Source organism: Bacillus sp. FSL H8-0545, assembly GCF_038006105.1.
GTDB classification, from domain to species: Bacteria; Bacillota; Bacilli; order Bacillales; family Bacillaceae_G; genus Bacillus_A; species Bacillus_A cereus_U.
Genome location: NZ_JBBOUO010000001.1, coordinates 2,226,156 through 2,245,763 on the forward strand (window position 1 = coordinate 2,226,156; position 19,608 = coordinate 2,245,763).

A 19,608-nucleotide genomic window follows, 5' to 3' on the forward strand; every position below is an offset into this window, starting at 1 on the left:
AGGGAGAGGGAACCCCAAAATAATTTCACTTAAAAATCGGTAATTAATGAAACCAAGAATAATCAAATGATACACGACTACGAGTTAATATCCCCAAAAGATAGGATTACTAGAGACAATCTTTGATACTGACAAGTGAGGTGACGTCGATGAGAGGGCCATTAATAAAAATCGGAGTATTTATTTTGGTTTTAACAGTAGGGCTATATCTTGCAAAATCCGCATATGACCATCATACTAACCGAGCTAAAGTAAGAGACACGATTCAACAAATATCAATAGAGCATGGTATACCGCCATGGATTCCTTTATCTATTGCATTCCATGAAAGTAAGTTTGATCGAAACGCAGTTGGAGATCAGGGCACATCATTTGGACTGTTTCAGCTTCATCGAGGTGGGCTAGCACCTAAAGATTTAACGAACGAAGATTTGAAAAATGCAGAAACCAATACTCGAATAGCAATATCTAATATGATAAATGCATATAACCGTGGTTTACAACAAAATTTAAAAGGACCAGAGCTATTAAAACATGTTGCAAATACCTCAGGGTGGCCTGGCAATAAGGGTGTTCAGTGGACAGATAAACAGACAGACTATAACAAGGGTTTAGAAAACAGTTTTAAAATGTTTTCTAAACGACAATACGATTTTATAGAATGAGATTTCTTTTTTCTTTCTATTATTATATAACTTATGCCTAAATATGAAAGTTCCCTAAAACAGATACATAGATTGACTTTGTACTACTTATATTAGGAATTTAAAGAAACAATATGTAAAATTCCCCCACCACACTAGTATAGTGGCCTTTATTAACAGCAAAATTTACAATTTACAAGGAGAATATTTTATGAGTAAGAGAATAAAAGAATTAGATTCCATACGAGGGTTAGCGGCACTTACAGTGGTATTTGGACATTTTTGTTTAATGCTACCATCGTTGCCTAACTCTATTAAATTTTCCCCGCTTAGGTTTTTATGGGCGGGTGGAGAAGCTGTAATCGTTTTTTATGTACTAAGTGGTTTTGTGTTATCTATGGCACTTTATCATTCAAAAACAAATTATTGGGGATATTTAATTAAGCGATTTGTAAGAATCTATATTCCTTATTATTTTTGGATAATCATTACCTTTGCTTTATTTATTTTGTTTTCGCCGTATGAAGTGGCAGGACTACGGGATTGGTTCTATGATAGATGGCAAGGGTCTATAACAAAAATAGATATTATAAACCACATTGTGCTTCTTAATAACTTTTTTACGGAAAATTATAATCCAGTTATTTGGTCATTGGCTCAAGAAATGCGTATATCTATTGTGTTTCCTTTGTTATTCCTTCTTTTTTATAAACTGAGTTGGAAGAAAACGATACTAATTGCTTTGAGCTTTTCTTTAATTAGTGTTTTCCTTAATATGTTGCATATTGGGAAAGCAGAGGGATTTTATAATGGTTATGCCGATACACTGCATTTTACATCTATGTTTATGGTTGGAATGTTACTTTTTAAGCATCAGGAAAAGCTTATCTACTTATATAGGAATATGAAAAAAATTAATAAAGGATTTCTTATTGCATTAGGGATTATTCTATATTTATATTCCATTTTAATTTATGGTTTGTCCCGTAATGATACTACTTTCTTATTAAAAGATTGGGGTGTCGTAATCGGTGTTAGTATATTTATTATAATGGCCATGAGTAACCTAAAAGTAAAAGCATTTTTAAATAAGAGTGTATTTGTATACTTAGGAGAAATTTCATACAGTATCTATTTGTGTCATTTTCCAATCATGATGGTACTATTTAAACTTTTATATACAAAGATACCTATCTTCTTCCTTCTTACTTTATGTATGACAATGACAATACTTTTTTCGATAGTTTCGTACCATTTAATTGAAAAGAAATGTATCAACTGGGCAAAACAAAGAACAACAAAATTCCCAAAAAAAGCGTAATACATGAAGGAATCTTATTTCTTTAGTAAATATACGTATATGACCGGTTCCTAAGTATATTAGGAATCGGTCAATTATAGATTCTATATAAACATACTAAAACTGAATAAATTTTTAATTTTATATATAACTTCAAAAATCCTCTTACTAAAGAGAATCTTCGTAACGTTTATCCAAACATAGCCGAAAATACAATTAGTAAAACGCTAGTTTCCTTGTAGCCGCTTTGTCATATAAAGCTAGTTTCAAGAGTACAGGTTTAATTCTATATTAATAATTATTAGGGGTAACAACACATTGCTATCTATATCTAGAATGTTATATAAAACTATTGAATATTTTATTCGTAAAAACAGAGGTGTAAAATGAACTTTATTTCTGAACTACTTGTTACCGTTGTAATTCCTACAATACAACTCACATTCTTGTTACTACTCATTTTTGTTTTTAGCTACTTTGTAGTATACAAAAAGGTATGTAAAGGAGGAAAAAAATTTACGGTACAACAAATTATATTATTTATATTAATAATAGGATATTATTCCCTTGCATTATCAGCTACTTCATTTGGTCGTCCAGATGATATAACTTTTGCAAGAACAATTGACTTTGATGTACTTAGTGTTTATAAAAAAGCATGGAATACCTTTTCATTTTCTTCTTTTTTCCATATTATTGTGAATATAGGTATGCTTTTTCCGTTAGGAATTTTATTACCTTTATTTAGTAATGTTTTTCAAAAAACAAAATGGATGTTAATCAGCTCAATTATAGCAAGTTTATTGATAGAAATCCTTGAATTTACAATGCAACGTGGAAGTATGGAACTAGCCGATTTACTTCATAATACTTTAGGAATGATGCTAGGATATTCTATGTTAAATATAGTTCTTATATTGTTGAAGAAAAAAGAAACAGATACACAAATGATCAAATATTTATTCCTTCCGATTACAGTAAGTTTCGTTGCACTTGGAATAATGATTTCGTATCAAATGAAGGAATTTGGGAATATGCCTTTAGATCCCATTACAAAAACAGACATGACTGATGTCACTATAAAAACATCAATAGAGTTAAAAGACGAAGGTAATAAAATGCCTGTTTACAAAGAGGAAATTACAAAAATGCCTAATGACAATGAGCCAGTTACAAAAAAATCACATATTCGAGATGTCGAAATTCTGTCTCCCAAAGAAGTATTTCAAAAACTAAAACAAGGAGACTTTGATCCTATAATATCGTTCAAAGCAGGTGATACATTAGTCATTACAGATTATAATATAGATTACTACGCTGATACAAAAGGCTTTTCTCAACCTATATATGTTTTTCAAGTACGCTTAAATGATAATGGAAAAGATAGTTGGTCTCAACCTATTTCTGCGAGAAGATAACGTAGATTTTCATGTTTTTGTTCATGTGAAATAGTTTAATCGAGTTGTCTTGCTCATTTGAAAAATCTCCTATGGAATTTAATTGAAATTGAAAAACATTTAAGAAGAACAATTACGCTGTGGGCTATTGTATAGTGTAGATATGAATAACAAAAAAGGGGGACTATATATGTGGAAGCGATTTGTAGCGATTGGTGATAGTTTTACAGAGGGGATAGGGGATGAAGTTGAGGGAATAGCATTAAAAAGCTGGGTAGATCATTTTGTTCAACTGTGTGTAAATGATTTAAAATATGCTAATTTTGCAAAACGTGGGTTAGTAACTAAAGAAATTCGCTCACAGCAATTGGAACAGGCATTAACTTTTAATCCAGATTTGGTTAGTCTAATTGCAGGTGCAAACGATGTTTTAAAAGGACGTTGGAATCATCAAGCATATAAGAACGATATGGAATTTATGATAGATACATTAAGTAAAGCAGGTACTGATATTATTATAGCAAACCTTCCAGATTTTACTGTTAGGCTTCCATTTCCTTCTGAAAAAAAACAAGTATTAAAAGAACAATTATTAGAGGCAAATGAAGTTATACTTTCACTGAGTAGAGAGTATAAGCTTCATCATGTTGACTTTTGGAATCATCATTTAGTTAATGACAATACGCTTTGGTCTACGGATTTAATTCATCCAAACTCAAAAGGATATGTAAAAGTTGCTGAATTGATTTTTAGTAGTTTGCCTGTACAGAAGTCAGAATAATAGTTCACGATTTAACAAATATGATATAATTTGTATTAAGAGATGTTTTTTTAAGGAATTCCATCAAGTTCTATATTGGTATCTTTTAGACAAGAAATCGAAAAAACCCTCAAGTATATTCATGCTTGAGGTTTTTTATAATAAACAAGAAAAGACACCCTAGGGTGCCTTCCTCTGACTTGAACCATCTTAATTTTAATAATATTGGGCTCCCATCCAATATTATTTTATCACGTTAAGTAATATTGTTCATTGAGAAATATGATTCAAATCTATATTTTGTTGTAATCCAAAGTAGACTTCTGAATCTTAAGCATCATTGCTACGTCTTTACCAATTTATCCGGATTGAGAGCTGTCGGTTTTATATGTCATAACATGATTTTTTGATTTCAGTAAACTCTTGTATTCCCACCTTTTTTGGGTAGTTGTCTAGAATCTATATTATAAAATTGATCACATTAATTAAGGATTGTAAAAAAAAGAGGTCATCCAACCTATGCCTAAATTGCGGTTAATACCTTCTGATTTGAAACATATTTCTAGAAGAGAACATGAAATCCCTGAAGGTGTAAAAATGATTAAGGCGCCAAATATTTGGGAGCACGGGAGTGAAGTTAGAGCAAATTTGAACTTTGTACAAAGGTGGGAAAGAAGAATCTCACTAATTGATGTTAAAAGAGAAGATCTAAATGGCATATAAAAATGGGCCATAACCTAGATTTATCATCCATAAAATGTCCCGTTTAACTGTTTGTCCAAATAGTTAGTTAAGAATTAAGGTTCTGGTGCAAAGATAAAATAATAGAGAATATAGCGCATATATTTCGAGCGGAATTGTATTTTATGCTGTTAGCCCAAACACTTGAATAGGTTTTGCTTTTCCATACTGATCACGTCCTTTTTTAGAGTACTAGTATCAGTATGTCCAAGTTTCAGAGATTAGTTACAAATGAATAGCATAGTTAAAACATTCTAGTACAAAAAAGATTGAGGAATATTGGATATAAAATATGATAAATACGAGTTATTAGAAATATTCGAGGATGAACCAGAAGATTATTATATTCCAGGTGCGGGTGCGTATAGATATAGCAAAATCGATAAACTTGGATTCGAATTGGTAATGATTATGTTCTATTATGATGCAACTGTTGAATTAAAAATGCTTTATGAAGACAAACGTATCATTGAAACCAAGATGGAGTCGGTGAAACAAATTTATACGCGTAATGACTCGCTATACATTCAAGGGGCAGAAGCAAAGCAAAGAAAAGAATCGAAGTGAAATTCAAGCCACATTTTACAGTTGAAATAGAAGAATTCTAAAAGCTGAAATATAAGAAAACGATTAAATGATGATACCAAGATTAAACTTGATAAGTGGATAGAGAGACAAGAGGTAGTGAATTTATTATAAATTTACTACCTCTTGTAACATCATATATTTTCACCGTATCTTGATATAATTACATGAGAAAGAAATATACTTTTGTTATGTTAACAAGGAATACTAATAGAAAAGCGTGTTCCTTTTCCTTCTTTACTCTCTATGTCTATATCTCCGTTTAATTCTTTAATAGTACTGTAGGCAATCATGGTACCAAGTCCAGTGCCTTTTTCAGTTGTTGAATAGAATGGTAAGGCAATTCGTTTTAGTTGTTCGGAGGACATTCCAATTCCTGAATCAATAATATCAATAACAACATTCCCTTTAATTTTTTGTATATTAATTTGCAATACTCCACCATCTATCATAGCCTCGATACCGTTTTGTATGATGTTAGTTAAACACAGTTTTAATTTTACAGGATCAGCATTTATAAAAAGGGGGTCTGTAATATTCAGTTTTAATTTAACATTGTACGATAGAGCGATTGGTGAAATAGCATCTTTCACCTGATTTAAAATGTGATTAATATCTAGTTTCTCTTTTATAATGTTTTGTGGTTTGGTTAAAGATAAATAGTTATTTATCGTAGATTGTATTTGCTGCATTTCAAGTAACATAATTTCTAAGTACTTATCTTGAGACATCTTAGTGTTCTCATTTTCATTTAATAATTGAGTGAATCCATGTACCGTGGTCAGTGGATTATGAATTTCATGCGCAATAGATGCAGCTAGTTCACTAGCTATATAAAATTTTTCTGCTCTTTGCATTCTTTCTTTCATTTTAAATTTCTCAATCATTCCCTCTATTAAATAAACGGATAATAATACTGTAAAAATATTAATGACTATATAATTTAATAAAAATTCAATGAGAGTAGAGCCAATTTTACCACCTGTGTTTATTTGAGTTATAATACCGAAGATAGAAAGTGAAGTTGTACATATTAAAACAAGTAGTATGCTTAATAATATCTTTTTTTCCTTGAAATAAATGGGTAACAAGTAACGAAACATTATTGTAATACCAGTAATAATAGTAAAGATAATAAATGATGGGAAAACTCCGCTTCCGCCTAAGTAAAATCTATAAGAAAGATATAAAATTCCTATAGAAATAATGCTCTTTGTATTTCCATATAGAAAAACTAATATTATTGGAATAAAACGTAAATCATAAATAAACCCAGCATGTAAATGAAAAGGAAAAGTCATACAAAAAATAATTGCAATGGAGGAAAGAACAGAAATTAATATATTATTACATGCTATTTTTTCTTTATGTTCTAGCCAAAATACTTGATAGCTAAGGATACAAATAATAATAATAAAGGTATTTAATAATAGTGTAGAAATTCCCATAGTTTATGCCTCTCTGTTAGTTTGTATGTAGTATTATGAATGAATTTAATTTAGATTTTCTATCTTTAAAAAGAAAGGGAAGGGTATTTGAAAAGTGATCTTTTACTATATATATATTAGAACCGATGAGGAAGATAGAAAAATTATCTATTAAAAAAGCTATTTTTAGTTATGTGCATTACAAATTGAAAGTAGCCCTTGTATAGGTAACAGATAATGCAATTTTTAGAATAATTACGCTTTTGGAGGAGTGAATATTCCGAAAAATAAGTATGGATGGCGACAGATATTTCATGGCCTTCGCTATATTAACATGAAATTTATCGAATTACAAATTGAAAATTAAAAATTTTTATTAGTTTATTTTATTTGAAAACGAAAAAGTATTCAACAGAATGTCACGATTTCATTGTAATATTGCTTTCTTACTTTAGTTTCCATAACTATGATCAGTGCTATGACTTACATAATAGGAAGTGAATAACAGCTGATGAAAATCCCTTAAGGAAGTTCATATTTTTTCAAAATGTATTATGCTACAAGACAGATTAGTTTTAACGATTAAAAAACTGTTGGGGTATTCCAGCAGTTTTTTGTTTTTGTGAAAGAATTGGATCCGTTATATTAGAAAGTTGTAGTATGCAAGATTGTATGAGAAAGATGGTTGATATTTTATTAACAAAACTTGGAGAGTCACTACGTCCAATTATCCTATTAGTGAAGGAATGGGCGACTAATAATATGGAGAAGGTTTTGGAAAACAGAAATAACACTAAATAATATTTTAAACCTGTAATTGTTCATTACAAACAGCTTAAAAAGAAAAAACGATTGCCTCTTAGGATCCAAGCAATCGTTTTTTTATTTTTTTCGGAGATGAAATTTGTGTTTTTGTACTCTCTCTCCATCAAGTTAAAAAAATGTTTGTTCCCCAGTAATGAAAAAAATGAATTTAATTCTCATAAATAACTGTAAAGTGGTAAAAATTTCGTTTTGGGGGTAATTCAAAATCTTAAGTTAATGGGCATGGGTTGGAACCCTTTCTTTGTTTAGACCGGATATCCGCCTGTTGGCGGTGGCCAAGCACTAAATAATCTGCGAATCAGCACAATTTCTCCTAAATGGTAGGAGTTGTGAGATGCAATATTGCGTAGAACACCGCCCGGGGTTTCACCAGGCCATTCCTCCAATGTTTTGTCCAATTGAACGGTTTGGGCAATCGCGCATGCCTGTTCAATCCCCTGAAGAAAATACTGAATAATCTGTTGCCACTCTTCCTCACTGCCAGGACATTTTTCTTCAGGCCAGCTCTCTTTTACATGGGCAGGCAATGCAGGTTTCTTCCCCTGAGCGGATAATAAGAGAAAATCTTGCCAGTAGGTCATGTGTTTCACTAATTGATAAATAGAATAAGGCAGTTCCTCTCTGCGTTTTCCCGCAAGCGCCACGTCTATATCCGACAAAGCATTCTTGATGGGAAGATGTCCTCGTTCTCCTCTTAACGATTTTACTAATGCCTCGCTAAAGGCTTTATTTGATTGTTCCATAATAACTGACTCCCATCCTGTTTTATTTTCTAATTTGCTGATTTTATGGTTCCGTCTCTTTTATATGCACTAAATATATTATAGAAGATTTACGACTATTAAGAGAAAACAAAATAAGGGAAAAATAACAAGAATTACTGACTTCTTAACGTACAATTGTAGTAACAGATAAATCGAAAGTTCGAATAACAACATCCAGGTCTGCGTTAATGTCAGCCACTTTTGATTTTAGCTTTTCCGATCCCTCCTGAATTTTATCCAATTGATTTTATCGTGAATGAACTATGAGTCGATTATAATGATTAGAGTGAACTCTAAGTCAAGAAAAAAATAATAAAAGGATAGTTAGTCCATTATGAGGGCTAACTATCCTTTTCATTTACTAAAGCAAACCTTGATGAATGAAATAAATCTCGATGTAAACTATTAAATATCAGTTCACATTTGAAACCTTTATATTATTGAATTTATCGCAATTTACCCATTTTCTTCGAAAGCTTAAATTGTACCGCAGGTACCATCTTACTGTTAATAAGATTAGTCCAGGCTGATAATGTACTTGATTACGTCCTTTTTTAGAGTACTAGTATCAGTATGTCCAAGTTTAGAAGGTTACTTACAAACGTTGTGGAGTGTTTGCACCAGAACCCTTTTTTCTGTGAAAATACTTTGGATGAGATCGAACCATTACCATTATGATCAAAAATACTACCTCTTTCAACTAAAGAAGTAGTGATAGTAACTGAAATAAAATTGTCAAAACAACACTAATAATGATAACGATTGCTAAATATATTTGCTTCTTTTGTTTTGTAAGAATCTTAAAATTCTCCCTCTTCGAATGCCATTTAATCATAAATTTAATTTTTTTTGTAAATGTGGAACTATTTCATTACTTACACTGTCTATTAAGCGTTAAAACATTTTTTATTAAATACATTAAGAAAGGAATAATCATTTTTAACTAAGGGAGAAGATTGAATTGAAAAAATTATGGATGCTGTTTTTCTTTTGTTTTGGAGTTATGTTGGTAGGATGTAATAAAAACGAACCGCCAAAACAAGCATTTGAAGAATATATCAATTTATGGAATGATAAAAAATTTGCAGATATGTATGATCATTTATCAGAACATGCAAAAAAAACGATTTCTAAAAAGGATTTCACAGAGAAATATCCAAAAATCTATGAGGGTATAGGAGTTAAGAATTTAAAAATTAAAACCAAAGGAGAGAATACTAAAGATAAAGAACGTTTTCTTTTTGAAGTTAAAATGGATACGGATGGAGGAACAGTTTCATTCATCCATGAAGCAAAACTCGTGAAAGATAAGGAATCTTGGAAAATAGATTGGACACCAGACTTCATTTTCCCAGGTATGAAAAAAGATTACAAAGTACGTATGCAAACAGAGCAAGGAAAACGCGGAGAAATATATGATCGAAATGGAAAAGGGCTTGCAACGAATGGTAAAGCGACTGAGGTTGGAATTATTCCAGAGAAACTAGGTGAAACGGCAGCGCAAACGAAAGAAACAGTAGCACAACTACTTGATATGTCTACAGAAGAGGTCGATCAGAAGCTCGCAGCGAAATGGATAAAACCAGATTCCCTTGTACCAATTGGTATTTTAAAAGAGGGAACCAGACAGAATGATTATATTGAATTAGAAGGAGTTTCATCTCGCCCAGTAAATATTCGTACGTATCCATTAGGAGAAGCAGCGGCACACTTAACGGGATATATAGGAAAGGTAAATGCAGAGGAGTTAAAATCGCTTCAAAAAAAGGTTATCAAGCAGATGATTTAGTAGGTAAGACAGGTTTAGAGAAAGTATTAGAGAATAAATTGCGTGGTGAAAAGGGTGGACGCGTATTTATGGAAGATGAGAACGGGAAAGAGATTAAAAACTTAGCAAAAAAAGAAGCAAAAGAAGGGGAAAATGTTACGTTAACAATTGATGCTGCAATTCAAGAAAAAATCTTTAATGAGATGAAAAATGAAGCAGGATCTAGTGCAGCGGTCAATCCTAAAACGGGTGAAACAATCGCACTTGTAAGTAGCCCTGCTTATAATCCAAATACAATAGTTAGAGGAGCATCAAAAGCTCAACGGGAAGCATGGAATAACGACTCGAAACTGCCAATGATGAATCGCTTCACACAAGCATTTGTACCAGGTTCCGTATTTAAAACGATTACAGGTGCAATTGGTTTGGAAACAAACACAATAAATCCTAAGGAAGAATTTAAAATTCAAGGATTAAAGTGGACAAAAGATTCATCTTGGGGAAATTATTATGTAACACGTGTGAAGGATGCTAGTCCAGTTGATTTTGATAAAGCAATGAAGTACTCTGATAATATTTATTTTGCTCAACAAGCTTTGAAAATAGGAAAAGATCAGTATGTAAATGAATTTAAGAAATACGGATTTCATGAAAAATTACCAATTGAATACGAATTCCCTATTTCAATCATTGCAAAAGATGGGATAAAAAATGATATTCAACTAGCAGACACGGGGTACGGACAAGGACAAGTATTAATGACACCTCTTCATTTAGCATTGACTTATGCACCGATTGTCAATGAGGGTAACATTCCATCACCGCATCTTATAAAAAAAACAAAAGAAGCGGGAAATTGGAAAGAAAATGTGATTTCTACCAAGAATCAAGAGATATTAAAAAGTGCGTTAATAAAGGTTATTAATGATTCTGATGGTGCTGGGAGAATTGCTAAAGTTGATGGTGTAACTCTCGCTGGTAAGACAGGTACAGCAGAACTGAAAGAATCGAAAGAAGCAGAGGGTAAAGAACTTGGATGGTTTGCAGCTTTCGATGCAAGCGCGCCAAACATGATTGTTACCATGATGATTGAAGATGTAAAAGGAAGAGGCGGGAGTAATGTTCCAGGCGAAAAAGTAAAACATGTTTTTCAGAAATAACACTAAATTATAAGGTGAAATCTTTTTCTAAAATTATTATATGTATGCTTAACTCAAAGGTGTAAATTGGGAAAAACAAAGAACAATAAAGTTTCAAAAAAGCATTCTTTCTAATCGAGAATGCTTTTTTGTTGTATCTCTAGAAAGTTGATACCTCATCTTTATTTTCATTTCTGAAAGGTTGGCATTGCTAATAGTAAATATAAGAGTAGAACAAATTGAAATGGACAATTGAGGGTAATTTTAAACTTTAACAAAACAGTTATTTAGTAAAAAATAAATAGAGCACACAAATAAGTATGCTCTTAGAAAAAATAGGTGATACAAGTGGAGTGTTGCGTGAAATTTAAGAAATAATAATCAGATTTTTATGAGTGAATTTTTAACATTGTATGCATTACTTGTTTTTTGGAGTCTGTCATCAAAAAGAATGTAAAGGTGATTATTTAATGAAATTTATTGTACACCTTTACATTTTTCAGGAGGATGCTTCTATCAAAAAAAAGATAAACAATGGAACAAATGAAACTTGCATCATGTCTATATATTGAAACCATAATAAAAGTGAGGGCAGTTTTATGTTTATTCAAATAAGTTTGAGGTGTGGAAATGGAACAGAAGTTTATTGAAAAATGTAATCATGATGAGCTTGACTATGTTATAAAAGACTATTGGCAAGATGTATGGAATTATTCATTTATTATTACGAAAGATCCACACTTATCAGATGACATCACGCAAGATGTATTTATAAAGGTTTTTAAACATTGGCATTCATTTCGAAAAGAGTCATCTATTAAAACGTGGATATTAAAAATCACAAGAAATACTGCAATAAACTATTTGAAATCCTCCTATTTTAAAAGGATTTCTTTAATAGGATTTTTTAGTGACGATAAGCAATCTTTGTCGGCGGAACAAGAATTTTTTAAGCAAGAGGAAATGAATGATGTGTGGGAGGTTGTATTAAAACTACCTAAAAAACACCGTGAAATACTAATATTGGACGCAAAATATGAATTATCTTATGAAGAAATGGCTGAAACATTAGGAGTGTCAATTGGAACTGTAAAATCTAGATTAAGCCGAGCGAGAAGTAAGGTTTCAAAATTAATAGAGGAGGGTAGAAGTGATGAACAATAAAAAAAATCCCGACTGGTATAGCAAATTAAAAAATGGACCAATGGAGCGTCGTAAAGATGAAGAAGCATTTATTTATAAAATAAAGCAATCGATATACCAAAATAGTGAAGTAGACTCTGTACCATACAAAAGACCATTTCGTAAAAAAGCATTGCCTATTGTAGTTGTTTTGGCTTGTACAATGTTATTTTTTATTGTTCAACAACCTTGGCTTGATGATAATAAATCACCGGTACAAAGTAGTACTCAAATTAAGCCTAAAACAAAAGATGAATCTGCTCAAGATCCATCATTAAAACAATTTATGAATGAGTTATATCGAAGTACAAATTCAAAAAATGAAAATGATTTGTATAGAGCATTAAATGATGAAGTTATTTTTAAAGGGAGTATGTATAAGAAGGATGAATTACAGCTTGATGAGGATATTTTTCATGAGTTGCAAGTTGCTCTTACAATGGGAGGAGAATTTGTGAATGATACGAAGCAAGTATACAAATTGCCAAGTGGATTAACAGAAAGTGATCAGCCAAAGCAAGACCATTATATATATGCAACTGTTATTGGAAACAAAACGAAAATTTTAGCTGAACCAAATCGAGAATCACAAGTTTTATATGAAGTATCTAATGAAATGGTGAAAGCTTGGATCCCGGAAAAAGTGCAGAAGGATGGATATGTAAAAATATCGACTATTAACGGTAATACTGGATATGTACAAAAAGAGTATGTTTTAACTGATATTAAATATTCTTTCATGTTAGAAAAAAATCATGAAGGTATATGGAAAATAACAAATATAGATTCTATATGGTAAAAGAGGAAGGTTCACTTTAATGAACCTTCCTCTTTATCTTTATCCTCTTTTTGAAGTGTATTCCAAGACTCTAAAACTTTTGATGTAACGAGAGCAGCGCTGTTTTTTTCTAAATTGCCACCAGGAATAACAACAGAAATGGCTATTTGTGGAGCTTTGGCAGGAGCATATGCAATGAAAAGAGAATGATTGATCACTCTTTCTTGCTCGTTCGGAGAACCTGTAATACCCGTTTTACCTGCGACATCAAAAGGTAAGTTTTTAATCTCATCTATATTTTGACTCATCCCACCTTGCACGACACTCCAAAATTTCATAGGATAACGATTTGAACTTTCTAAGATCGGTTTAAACTTTTTTGTTTCCTTACCGTCCTGACCAATAATAGCACTTACGATTTGAGGTTTATATTTATCACCTTTACTTGCCAAAGTTGCTGCATATTGAGCAAGTTGAAGAGGGCTATGCACTTCATTTCCTCCCCAAGAGGCATTTAATAAAGCGGAGATTCCATTTTCAAACTTATTAGATGGATGAAATTCATATTGTCCGTCTTCTTCAAAGGGTAAATCAATCCCAGTTTTAGAACGAAGGCCGAATTGCATTAAATAATCCGTCCATATATTTGCCACTTTTTCTATATTCCCATTATTTTGGTTGAATAAGGGTAGAGCTACTTTTGCTGTCATAAATGTATTAGATGAATTAATGATAGCCTGACTCGGTGTAATTTCACCTGTTGGCGTTCCAGGTGCATTAGTAATGTTATTTTGATTATCATACTGAAAAGTACCTTTATCTAAATAAGTATCTTCGGGTTGAAAAAGCTTTTCGTTTAATCCAATTAAAATAGTAAGTGGCTTTATAGTAGAGGCCATATTTACATAAGACTCACCATATTTTAATTTTTGAATTGCTTTATTTTGCGAAAGTGATTTAATGTTTTTCTTTTTAGATGATACATGTGTATGTAATATATTTGGATCAAAAACTGCCGAGTTGGCCATAGTCAAAATTGCGCCAGTTTTTACATCGGTTACTACAACATAACCAGCGTTAGCATCAGGTGTTTTTTTAATTTGAGACCTTAATGCTTCCTCTGTTTTTTGCTGCAATTTAGAGTCTAAAGCTAGCCGGACATCTTTTCCTTTTTGTACTTTTTGAATGTTCCATAAGAACTTTTTATTATTCATTTTAAAAATCAGAGTTTTTCCTGGTTTTCCTTTTAAATCATTTTCATATTGAAGCTCAATCCCACTTTTCCCAACAGGTCCATATTTAGAATTAAGGTCATTTTCTACATACCCAATTAGCTGTGAACCAATTTCGTGTTTGGGATAATATCGAATCAATTCATCTTTGATTATTACATTATTGGGTTTGTTCTTGTTTATGAATGTAAGTTCATTCTCATTTATGTCAGAGTATAACGGTATATCATTCATAGTCTGCTTTTTACAAGAATGTTGTAATTGCGATTTTATGTCCTCTGCAGAAATGTCATGCTGAAACTCGCTTGAAAATTGATTGACAAAAGCTAATGTGTTTGATGTATCTTGATTCGATAGCTTTTCATAATTAAAAGTACAATATAGAGACTTAACTTTCTTATTTGTAGCTAGTATTACACCATTTTGATCAAAAATTTTTCCTCTTTCAGCTGAAGAAGTTGCGATAGTAATTGAAATGAAGTTGATTTTTAATAAAATTAGTAAAATCAAACCTACAATAGAAAGAACCGCAAAAAATCTCCATCTTTTTGTATGTAACATATAACCCTCCCTTATGTAGCCTATTTCATCTTATAGTTAATTATTTTTTTTGTAAATGTGGAACAACTTTATTACTTAGGTTGTCTATTAAGTATTACAGCATGAAGAAAGGAATAATCAGTATGAAAAGTTACTAGCAAGTCTATGTGTAAGTTTAATATGAGTCATTATACAGTTTAGCATTTCTAAAGCAAGCGACAAAGAAATAGGGAAAAAAACAGGAAGGGAGATTTATCAATTACGCGGCTAAACGAAAAGGAATTGACGCTTACAAGGATTTAGAAAAAAAGATAAGACACTATTTATAACTGAATGGTGGTTTCTAATATATAAGGAACTTATTTAGTATATTTATTTACTAAGTATTAGTGAGGAGTTCCGGAATAATTATATGGAGGATTTATGAAAGAACAAAAAGGAAAGAAGCAGAAGACATATATATCTATTCGATTAAATATAATGTTCCTTTGCATATTTGTACTATTCTCAGCTATTATTATGCAGCTAGGAAAAGTACAAATCGTTGAGGGAGAGGCTTATAAGAACCAAGTGGAAAACAGTCAAAATGAAACAACTAGTATACCAGTTCCACGTGGACAAATTCTAGATCGAGAAGGGAAAACGGTCGTTAATAATAAATCTCTTCGCGCAATTACGTATACAAGGGTGAAGGGGATTACGAGTGAAGATATTTTAAAAACAGCAAAAGAATTGGCGAAAGTACTTGAAATGCCTGAACAAGATATAAATAAGTTAACCGATATCGATAAAAAAGATTTCTGGATGCAATTGAATACGAAACGTGCGGAATCAAAGATTACTAAAAAAGACATAGGAAAGTTTAAAGAAAAGGGAATAGAGGGAAAAGAACTAGACAAAAAAATTCAAGACTTAAGACGAAGTCGCGTTATAGAAGTAGAATTGGCAGAATTAACAGCACAAGATTTAAAGGTGTTAGCTATTAAAAGTAAAATGAGTTCAGGTTATCAACTGACACCACAAATTATTAAAAAAGATGTGACAGATCAAGAATATGCGCGGATAAGTGAAAACCTTGCGGAGTTTCCAGGAGTAGATACAACAGTTGATTGGGAACGTAATTATGTAAATGGTAATTTATTTCGTTCCGTGTTAGGTAATATTACAAGTAGTGAAGAAGGACTACCGAAAGAAAACTTAGATTCTTATTTGGTACGTGGATATAACCGTAATGATCGTGTAGGAAAAAGTTATATTGAACAACGATATGAAGATGTATTACACGGCACAAAAGAAGAAGTGAAAAACATTACTGATAAATCAGGAAACATTATAAACACAGAAATAATCTCTAAAGGAAAAAGTGGTAGTAGTTTAACATTAACGATTGATATGGAATTACAAAAGAAAGTGGAAGAAAGTATAGAGAAAAATTTGAGAGCTTTTAAGAGTTCAGAGCCACTGTTGGACCGAGCGTTTGTCGTCATGACAAATCCAAATAACGGACAGATTTTATCTATGGCAGGCAAAAAGATTGTAGAAAAAGAAGGGGAAATAGAGATTGAGGATTTGGCATTAGGTAACATGACAACTTCGTATGAGCAAGGGTCAGCTGTAAAAGGCGCAACGTTATTAACTGGATATGAGACAGGGGCAATACAGCCAGGAGATCAATTTTATGATGCACCGATGAAATTTAAAGGTACACAAGCCAAGAAATCATGGAATGTATCCGGATTTGGTAATATTAATGATTTACGAGCTTTACAAGTATCTTCGAATGTATACATGTTCCAGACAGCTTTAAAAATTGCGGGAGTTAATTACGTACCGAATGGTTCATTGGATATTAAACAAGAAGCATTTGATAAGATGCGTTATTATTTTAAACAATTTGGTTTAGGGGTACCAACAGGTATTGATTTACCGAATGAAATAATTGGGCAAACTAGAAAAGTAGATAGTCAACCTGGGTTTTTACTAGATTTTTCTATCGGTCAGTATGATACTTATACGCCATTGCAATTGGCACAATATATTTCAACTATTGCAAATGGTGGATATAGAATGCAACCCCAAATTGTACAAGAAATACGAGAGCAATCAATAAAAGAAGAGGAAGTTGGCAAAGTTATACGCTCTATAGAGCCTGTCGTATTAAATCGAGTTGATATGAAGAAAGAACATATTGATCGGATAAAAGAAGGATTTAGATGGGTATTCCAAGAAGGTGATGGAACTGGCGTGAAGTATTTCAACAATGCGCCATATAAACCAGCAGGAAAGACAGGGACAGCTCAAACTGTATATGGTGGAGATGATCCAATTGGTAGAAATGCAAAAGGAGAACGTATGGAATGTTACAACTTAACATTAGTTGGATATGCTCCATATGATAATCCAGAAGTAGCATTTTCTGTAGTAGTCCCATGGCTTCATGATGATAAAAATGGAATTAATTCTATAATTGGAAAGGAAATTTTAGATGTATACTTTGATTTAAAAAAGCAACGTATACATGGTGAAGCTGCTAGTACAGATAGTTCGAATCAAAATTAGTAAAATTTGTGCACTTTTCTCAGGGGAAGAGACCCTGTTTATATAAAAGCCTTTATAAGTTAAAGAAAAAGGAAGATTTGAAATAAGAGATAGCAGCTATCATAGTTGCTATCTCTTACTTTTGTTAATATCTTGGCTACTAGTTAAAAAGGTTTTGAATTTATGGAACAAACTTGTTTCTTAGATGGTCTATTATGTGTACGTATAAAAACAGGTGTTCAAATAGGATACAGTGTATTGAATTTACTACTTGTTTTCAGTATTGAAAATTTGAAAGGAATGATGATTTTGAAAAACAAGAGGATGCTAAAAATAGGTATATGCGTTGGTATATTAGGTTTAAGTCTTACAAGTCTAGAAGCTTTTACAGGAGGGGCATTGCAAGTTGAAGCGAAAGAAAAGACCGGACCAGTTAAACATAAAAATCATGCGACGTATAAAGAATTCTCTCAACTTGAGAAAAAATTTGATGCTCGATTAGGTGTGTATGCTATTGATACTGGTACAAATCGAACAATTGCTTATCGACCTAACGAAAGATTTGCCTTTGCATCAACCTACAAGGCATTAGCGGCAGGAGTATTGCTACAGCAAAACTCAATTGAGAAATTAAATGAAGTTATCACTTATACGAAAGACGACTTAGTGGAATATTCACCTGTTACTGAGAAACATGTAGATACCGGAATGGCACTAGGAGAAATTGCTGAGGCTGCTGTTCGTTCCAGTGATAATACTGCAGGGAACATTTTATTTCATAAAATAGGTGGACCTAAGGGATATGAAAAAGCGCTTAGACAGATGGGTGATCGGGTTACTATGGCTGATCGCTTTGAGACAGAGTTAAACGAGGCTATTCCAGGAGACATTCGTGATACTAGTACAGCAAAAGCAATTGCTACCAATCTTAAGGCTTTTACGGTCGGAAATGCACTTCCAGCTGATAAACGTAAAATTCTTACAGAGTGGATGAAAGGAAATGCTACAGGAGACAAACTTATTCGTGCAGGCGTACCAACTGACTGGGTAGTTGGAGATAAATCAGGAGCTGGAAGTTATGGGACACGAAATGATATTGCTATCGTTTGGCCGCCGAATAGAGCACCCATTATCATCGCAATTTTATCCAGTAAAGATGAGAAAGAGGCTACCTATGATAATCAACTAATTGCAGAGGCTGCTGAAGTTATAGTTAATGCTCTTAGGTGATAATCTCACAATTCTTTATTTAATGTAATTAAAAATATGAACTTGGAAAGCGATTCTTTTTAATGTGAAAAGAATCGCTTTTTGTATTCCTATAATGAATAGTAAGTATATAAGCAAAAATTATTATTTCATGGACAATTTATGCCTTAAAGTGCATGAGGGGAGTTTTCTCCTGTGGTGTTCGTAGCAACAATATTATTATGTATACGATAATAATATTTTGGCGTATTTAAGCTAGTTACTCCTATATGGATATGTAATTTTACATATCCATATAAAAGACACAAATGCGTCAATCACTATTAAATTATATTAAAATCATTTTTAGATGAGGGATTCATATAGGTTTAAGGGAATCAAAATAAATTTAAATTCTTAAAACCTAACTTGAATGCAGCGAAAGATAGGTGGAAAACATTAAGAGCAGATGCGTTTACATTAAACGAAGGGATAAAAACATTAAAAATGGATCCTGTTTCTTCAAAAAAATAGGGGAATACGGGTTTTGTTGCAAGGGCATTTATACAGTCATAAAATGATTTTTTATTCTTTATAAATTGAAAAGACGGAGGTGTAATAAAAGTAAATCAAATAAACAAAGACCCTGTAAAATACAGGGTTAAGGGAACACATAGTTTCTTAAAACCATAATAGCATATATTTTTTGTATAGTTATATGAGAGGTTTGACAAATTTAAGAACAAGATTAAAGATCTTTAAGAAAACAAATATAGTGCTAGAAAATTGATTTGTAATTT

General features: G+C 32.0%; 13 protein-coding genes and 4 pseudogenes. 13 read left to right on the forward strand and 4 right to left on the reverse strand.

Annotated elements, in window-relative coordinates:
• Positions 1-149 precede the first annotated feature (149 nt).
• From MHI07_RS11655 to MHI07_RS11680, 6 genes and pseudogenes are all read left to right on the forward strand, one after another.
• A complete protein-coding gene (locus MHI07_RS11655) occupies positions 150-665 on the forward strand; it encodes a transglycosylase SLT domain-containing protein (protein WP_070139309.1) in 516 nt (171 codons plus the stop codon).
• A 190-nt stretch (positions 666-855) separates the two neighbouring features.
• Positions 856-1,965 carry an acyltransferase family protein gene (locus MHI07_RS11660; RefSeq protein WP_340823870.1) on the forward strand — a complete coding sequence of 370 codons (1,110 nt, stop codon included), beginning with the start codon at positions 856-858 and terminating at the stop codon, positions 1,963-1,965.
• Between the two features lie 365 nt (positions 1,966-2,330).
• Positions 2,331-3,362: a VanZ family protein gene (locus MHI07_RS11665; protein WP_002161768.1), complete on the forward strand. Its 1,032-nt coding sequence runs from the start codon at positions 2,331-2,333 to the stop codon at positions 3,360-3,362.
• Between the two features lie 142 nt (positions 3,363-3,504).
• On the forward strand, positions 3,505-4,122 hold the full coding sequence (locus MHI07_RS11670; RefSeq protein ID WP_340823872.1) for an SGNH/GDSL hydrolase family protein: 618 nt from the start codon (positions 3,505-3,507) through the stop codon (positions 4,120-4,122).
• Between the two features lie 498 nt (positions 4,123-4,620).
• Positions 4,621-4,824, forward strand: coding sequence for a hypothetical protein (locus MHI07_RS11675; RefSeq protein WP_002109970.1), 204 nt, complete (start codon positions 4,621-4,623; stop codon positions 4,822-4,824).
• A 297-nt stretch (positions 4,825-5,121) separates the two neighbouring features.
• A pseudogene (locus MHI07_RS11680) lies at positions 5,122-5,450 on the forward strand (hypothetical protein).
• Positions 5,451-5,621: 171 nt separating this feature from the next.
• On the opposite strand, the gene MHI07_RS11685 reads toward MHI07_RS11680, so the two are convergent.
• The gene (locus MHI07_RS11685) at positions 5,622-6,875 is read right to left on the reverse strand and encodes a sensor histidine kinase (RefSeq protein ID WP_131232125.1); all 1,254 of its coding nucleotides are present in this window, start codon (positions 6,873-6,875) and stop codon (positions 5,622-5,624) included.
• Positions 6,876-7,514: 639 nt separating this feature from the next.
• Between MHI07_RS11685 and MHI07_RS11690 the strand changes: the two genes are divergently transcribed.
• Positions 7,515-7,655 carry a hypothetical protein gene (locus tag MHI07_RS11690; protein WP_340826926.1) on the forward strand — a complete coding sequence of 47 codons (141 nt, stop codon included), beginning with the start codon at positions 7,515-7,517 and terminating at the stop codon, positions 7,653-7,655.
• 269 nt (positions 7,656-7,924) lie between these two features.
• Here MHI07_RS11690 and MHI07_RS11695 read toward each other — a convergent pair whose 3' ends face one another.
• Positions 7,925-8,422 carry a DinB family protein gene (locus MHI07_RS11695; protein ID WP_002109976.1) on the reverse strand — a complete coding sequence of 166 codons (498 nt, stop codon included), beginning with the start codon at positions 8,420-8,422 and terminating at the stop codon, positions 7,925-7,927.
• Between the two features lie 151 nt (positions 8,423-8,573).
• A pseudogene (locus tag MHI07_RS11700) lies at positions 8,574-8,669 on the reverse strand (SDR family NAD(P)-dependent oxidoreductase); the annotation flags it as partial.
• A gap of 735 nt (positions 8,670-9,404) precedes the next feature.
• Here MHI07_RS11700 and MHI07_RS11705 point away from each other — a divergent pair.
• From MHI07_RS11705 to MHI07_RS11715, 3 genes and pseudogenes are all read left to right on the forward strand, one after another.
• Positions 9,405-11,371 (forward strand): annotated as a pseudogene (locus MHI07_RS11705) (penicillin-binding transpeptidase domain-containing protein).
• A 609-nt stretch (positions 11,372-11,980) separates the two neighbouring features.
• The gene (locus tag MHI07_RS11710; RefSeq protein ID WP_215581757.1) at positions 11,981-12,514 is read left to right on the forward strand and encodes an RNA polymerase sigma factor; all 534 of its coding nucleotides are present in this window, start codon (positions 11,981-11,983) and stop codon (positions 12,512-12,514) included.
• Positions 12,504-13,331, forward strand: a complete 828-nt coding sequence (locus MHI07_RS11715) for an SH3 domain-containing protein (RefSeq protein ID WP_078182092.1) — start codon at positions 12,504-12,506, stop codon at positions 13,329-13,331. The genes MHI07_RS11710 and MHI07_RS11715 overlap by 11 nt, the downstream gene beginning before the upstream one ends.
• A gap of 11 nt (positions 13,332-13,342) precedes the next feature.
• On the opposite strand, the gene MHI07_RS11720 is transcribed toward MHI07_RS11715, so the two are convergent.
• A complete protein-coding gene (locus tag MHI07_RS11720) occupies positions 13,343-15,103 on the reverse strand; it encodes a peptidoglycan D,D-transpeptidase FtsI family protein (RefSeq protein ID WP_340823880.1) in 1,761 nt (586 codons plus the stop codon).
• Between the two features lie 402 nt (positions 15,104-15,505).
• On the opposite strand from MHI07_RS11720, the gene MHI07_RS11725 reads away from it, so the two are divergent.
• From MHI07_RS11725 to MHI07_RS11735, 3 genes and pseudogenes are all read left to right on the forward strand, one after another.
• The gene (locus MHI07_RS11725; RefSeq protein ID WP_340823882.1) at positions 15,506-17,641 is read left to right on the forward strand and encodes a peptidoglycan D,D-transpeptidase FtsI family protein; all 2,136 of its coding nucleotides are present in this window, start codon (positions 15,506-15,508) and stop codon (positions 17,639-17,641) included.
• A gap of 282 nt (positions 17,642-17,923) precedes the next feature.
• Entirely contained in the window at positions 17,924-18,850 is a 927-nt protein-coding gene (gene bla, locus MHI07_RS11730; protein WP_372343020.1) for a class A beta-lactamase Bla1, read from the forward strand.
• A gap of 354 nt (positions 18,851-19,204) precedes the next feature.
• Positions 19,205-19,342 (forward strand): annotated as a pseudogene (locus MHI07_RS11735) (hemolysin); the annotation flags it as partial.
• Positions 19,343-19,608: the final 266 nt, after the last annotated feature.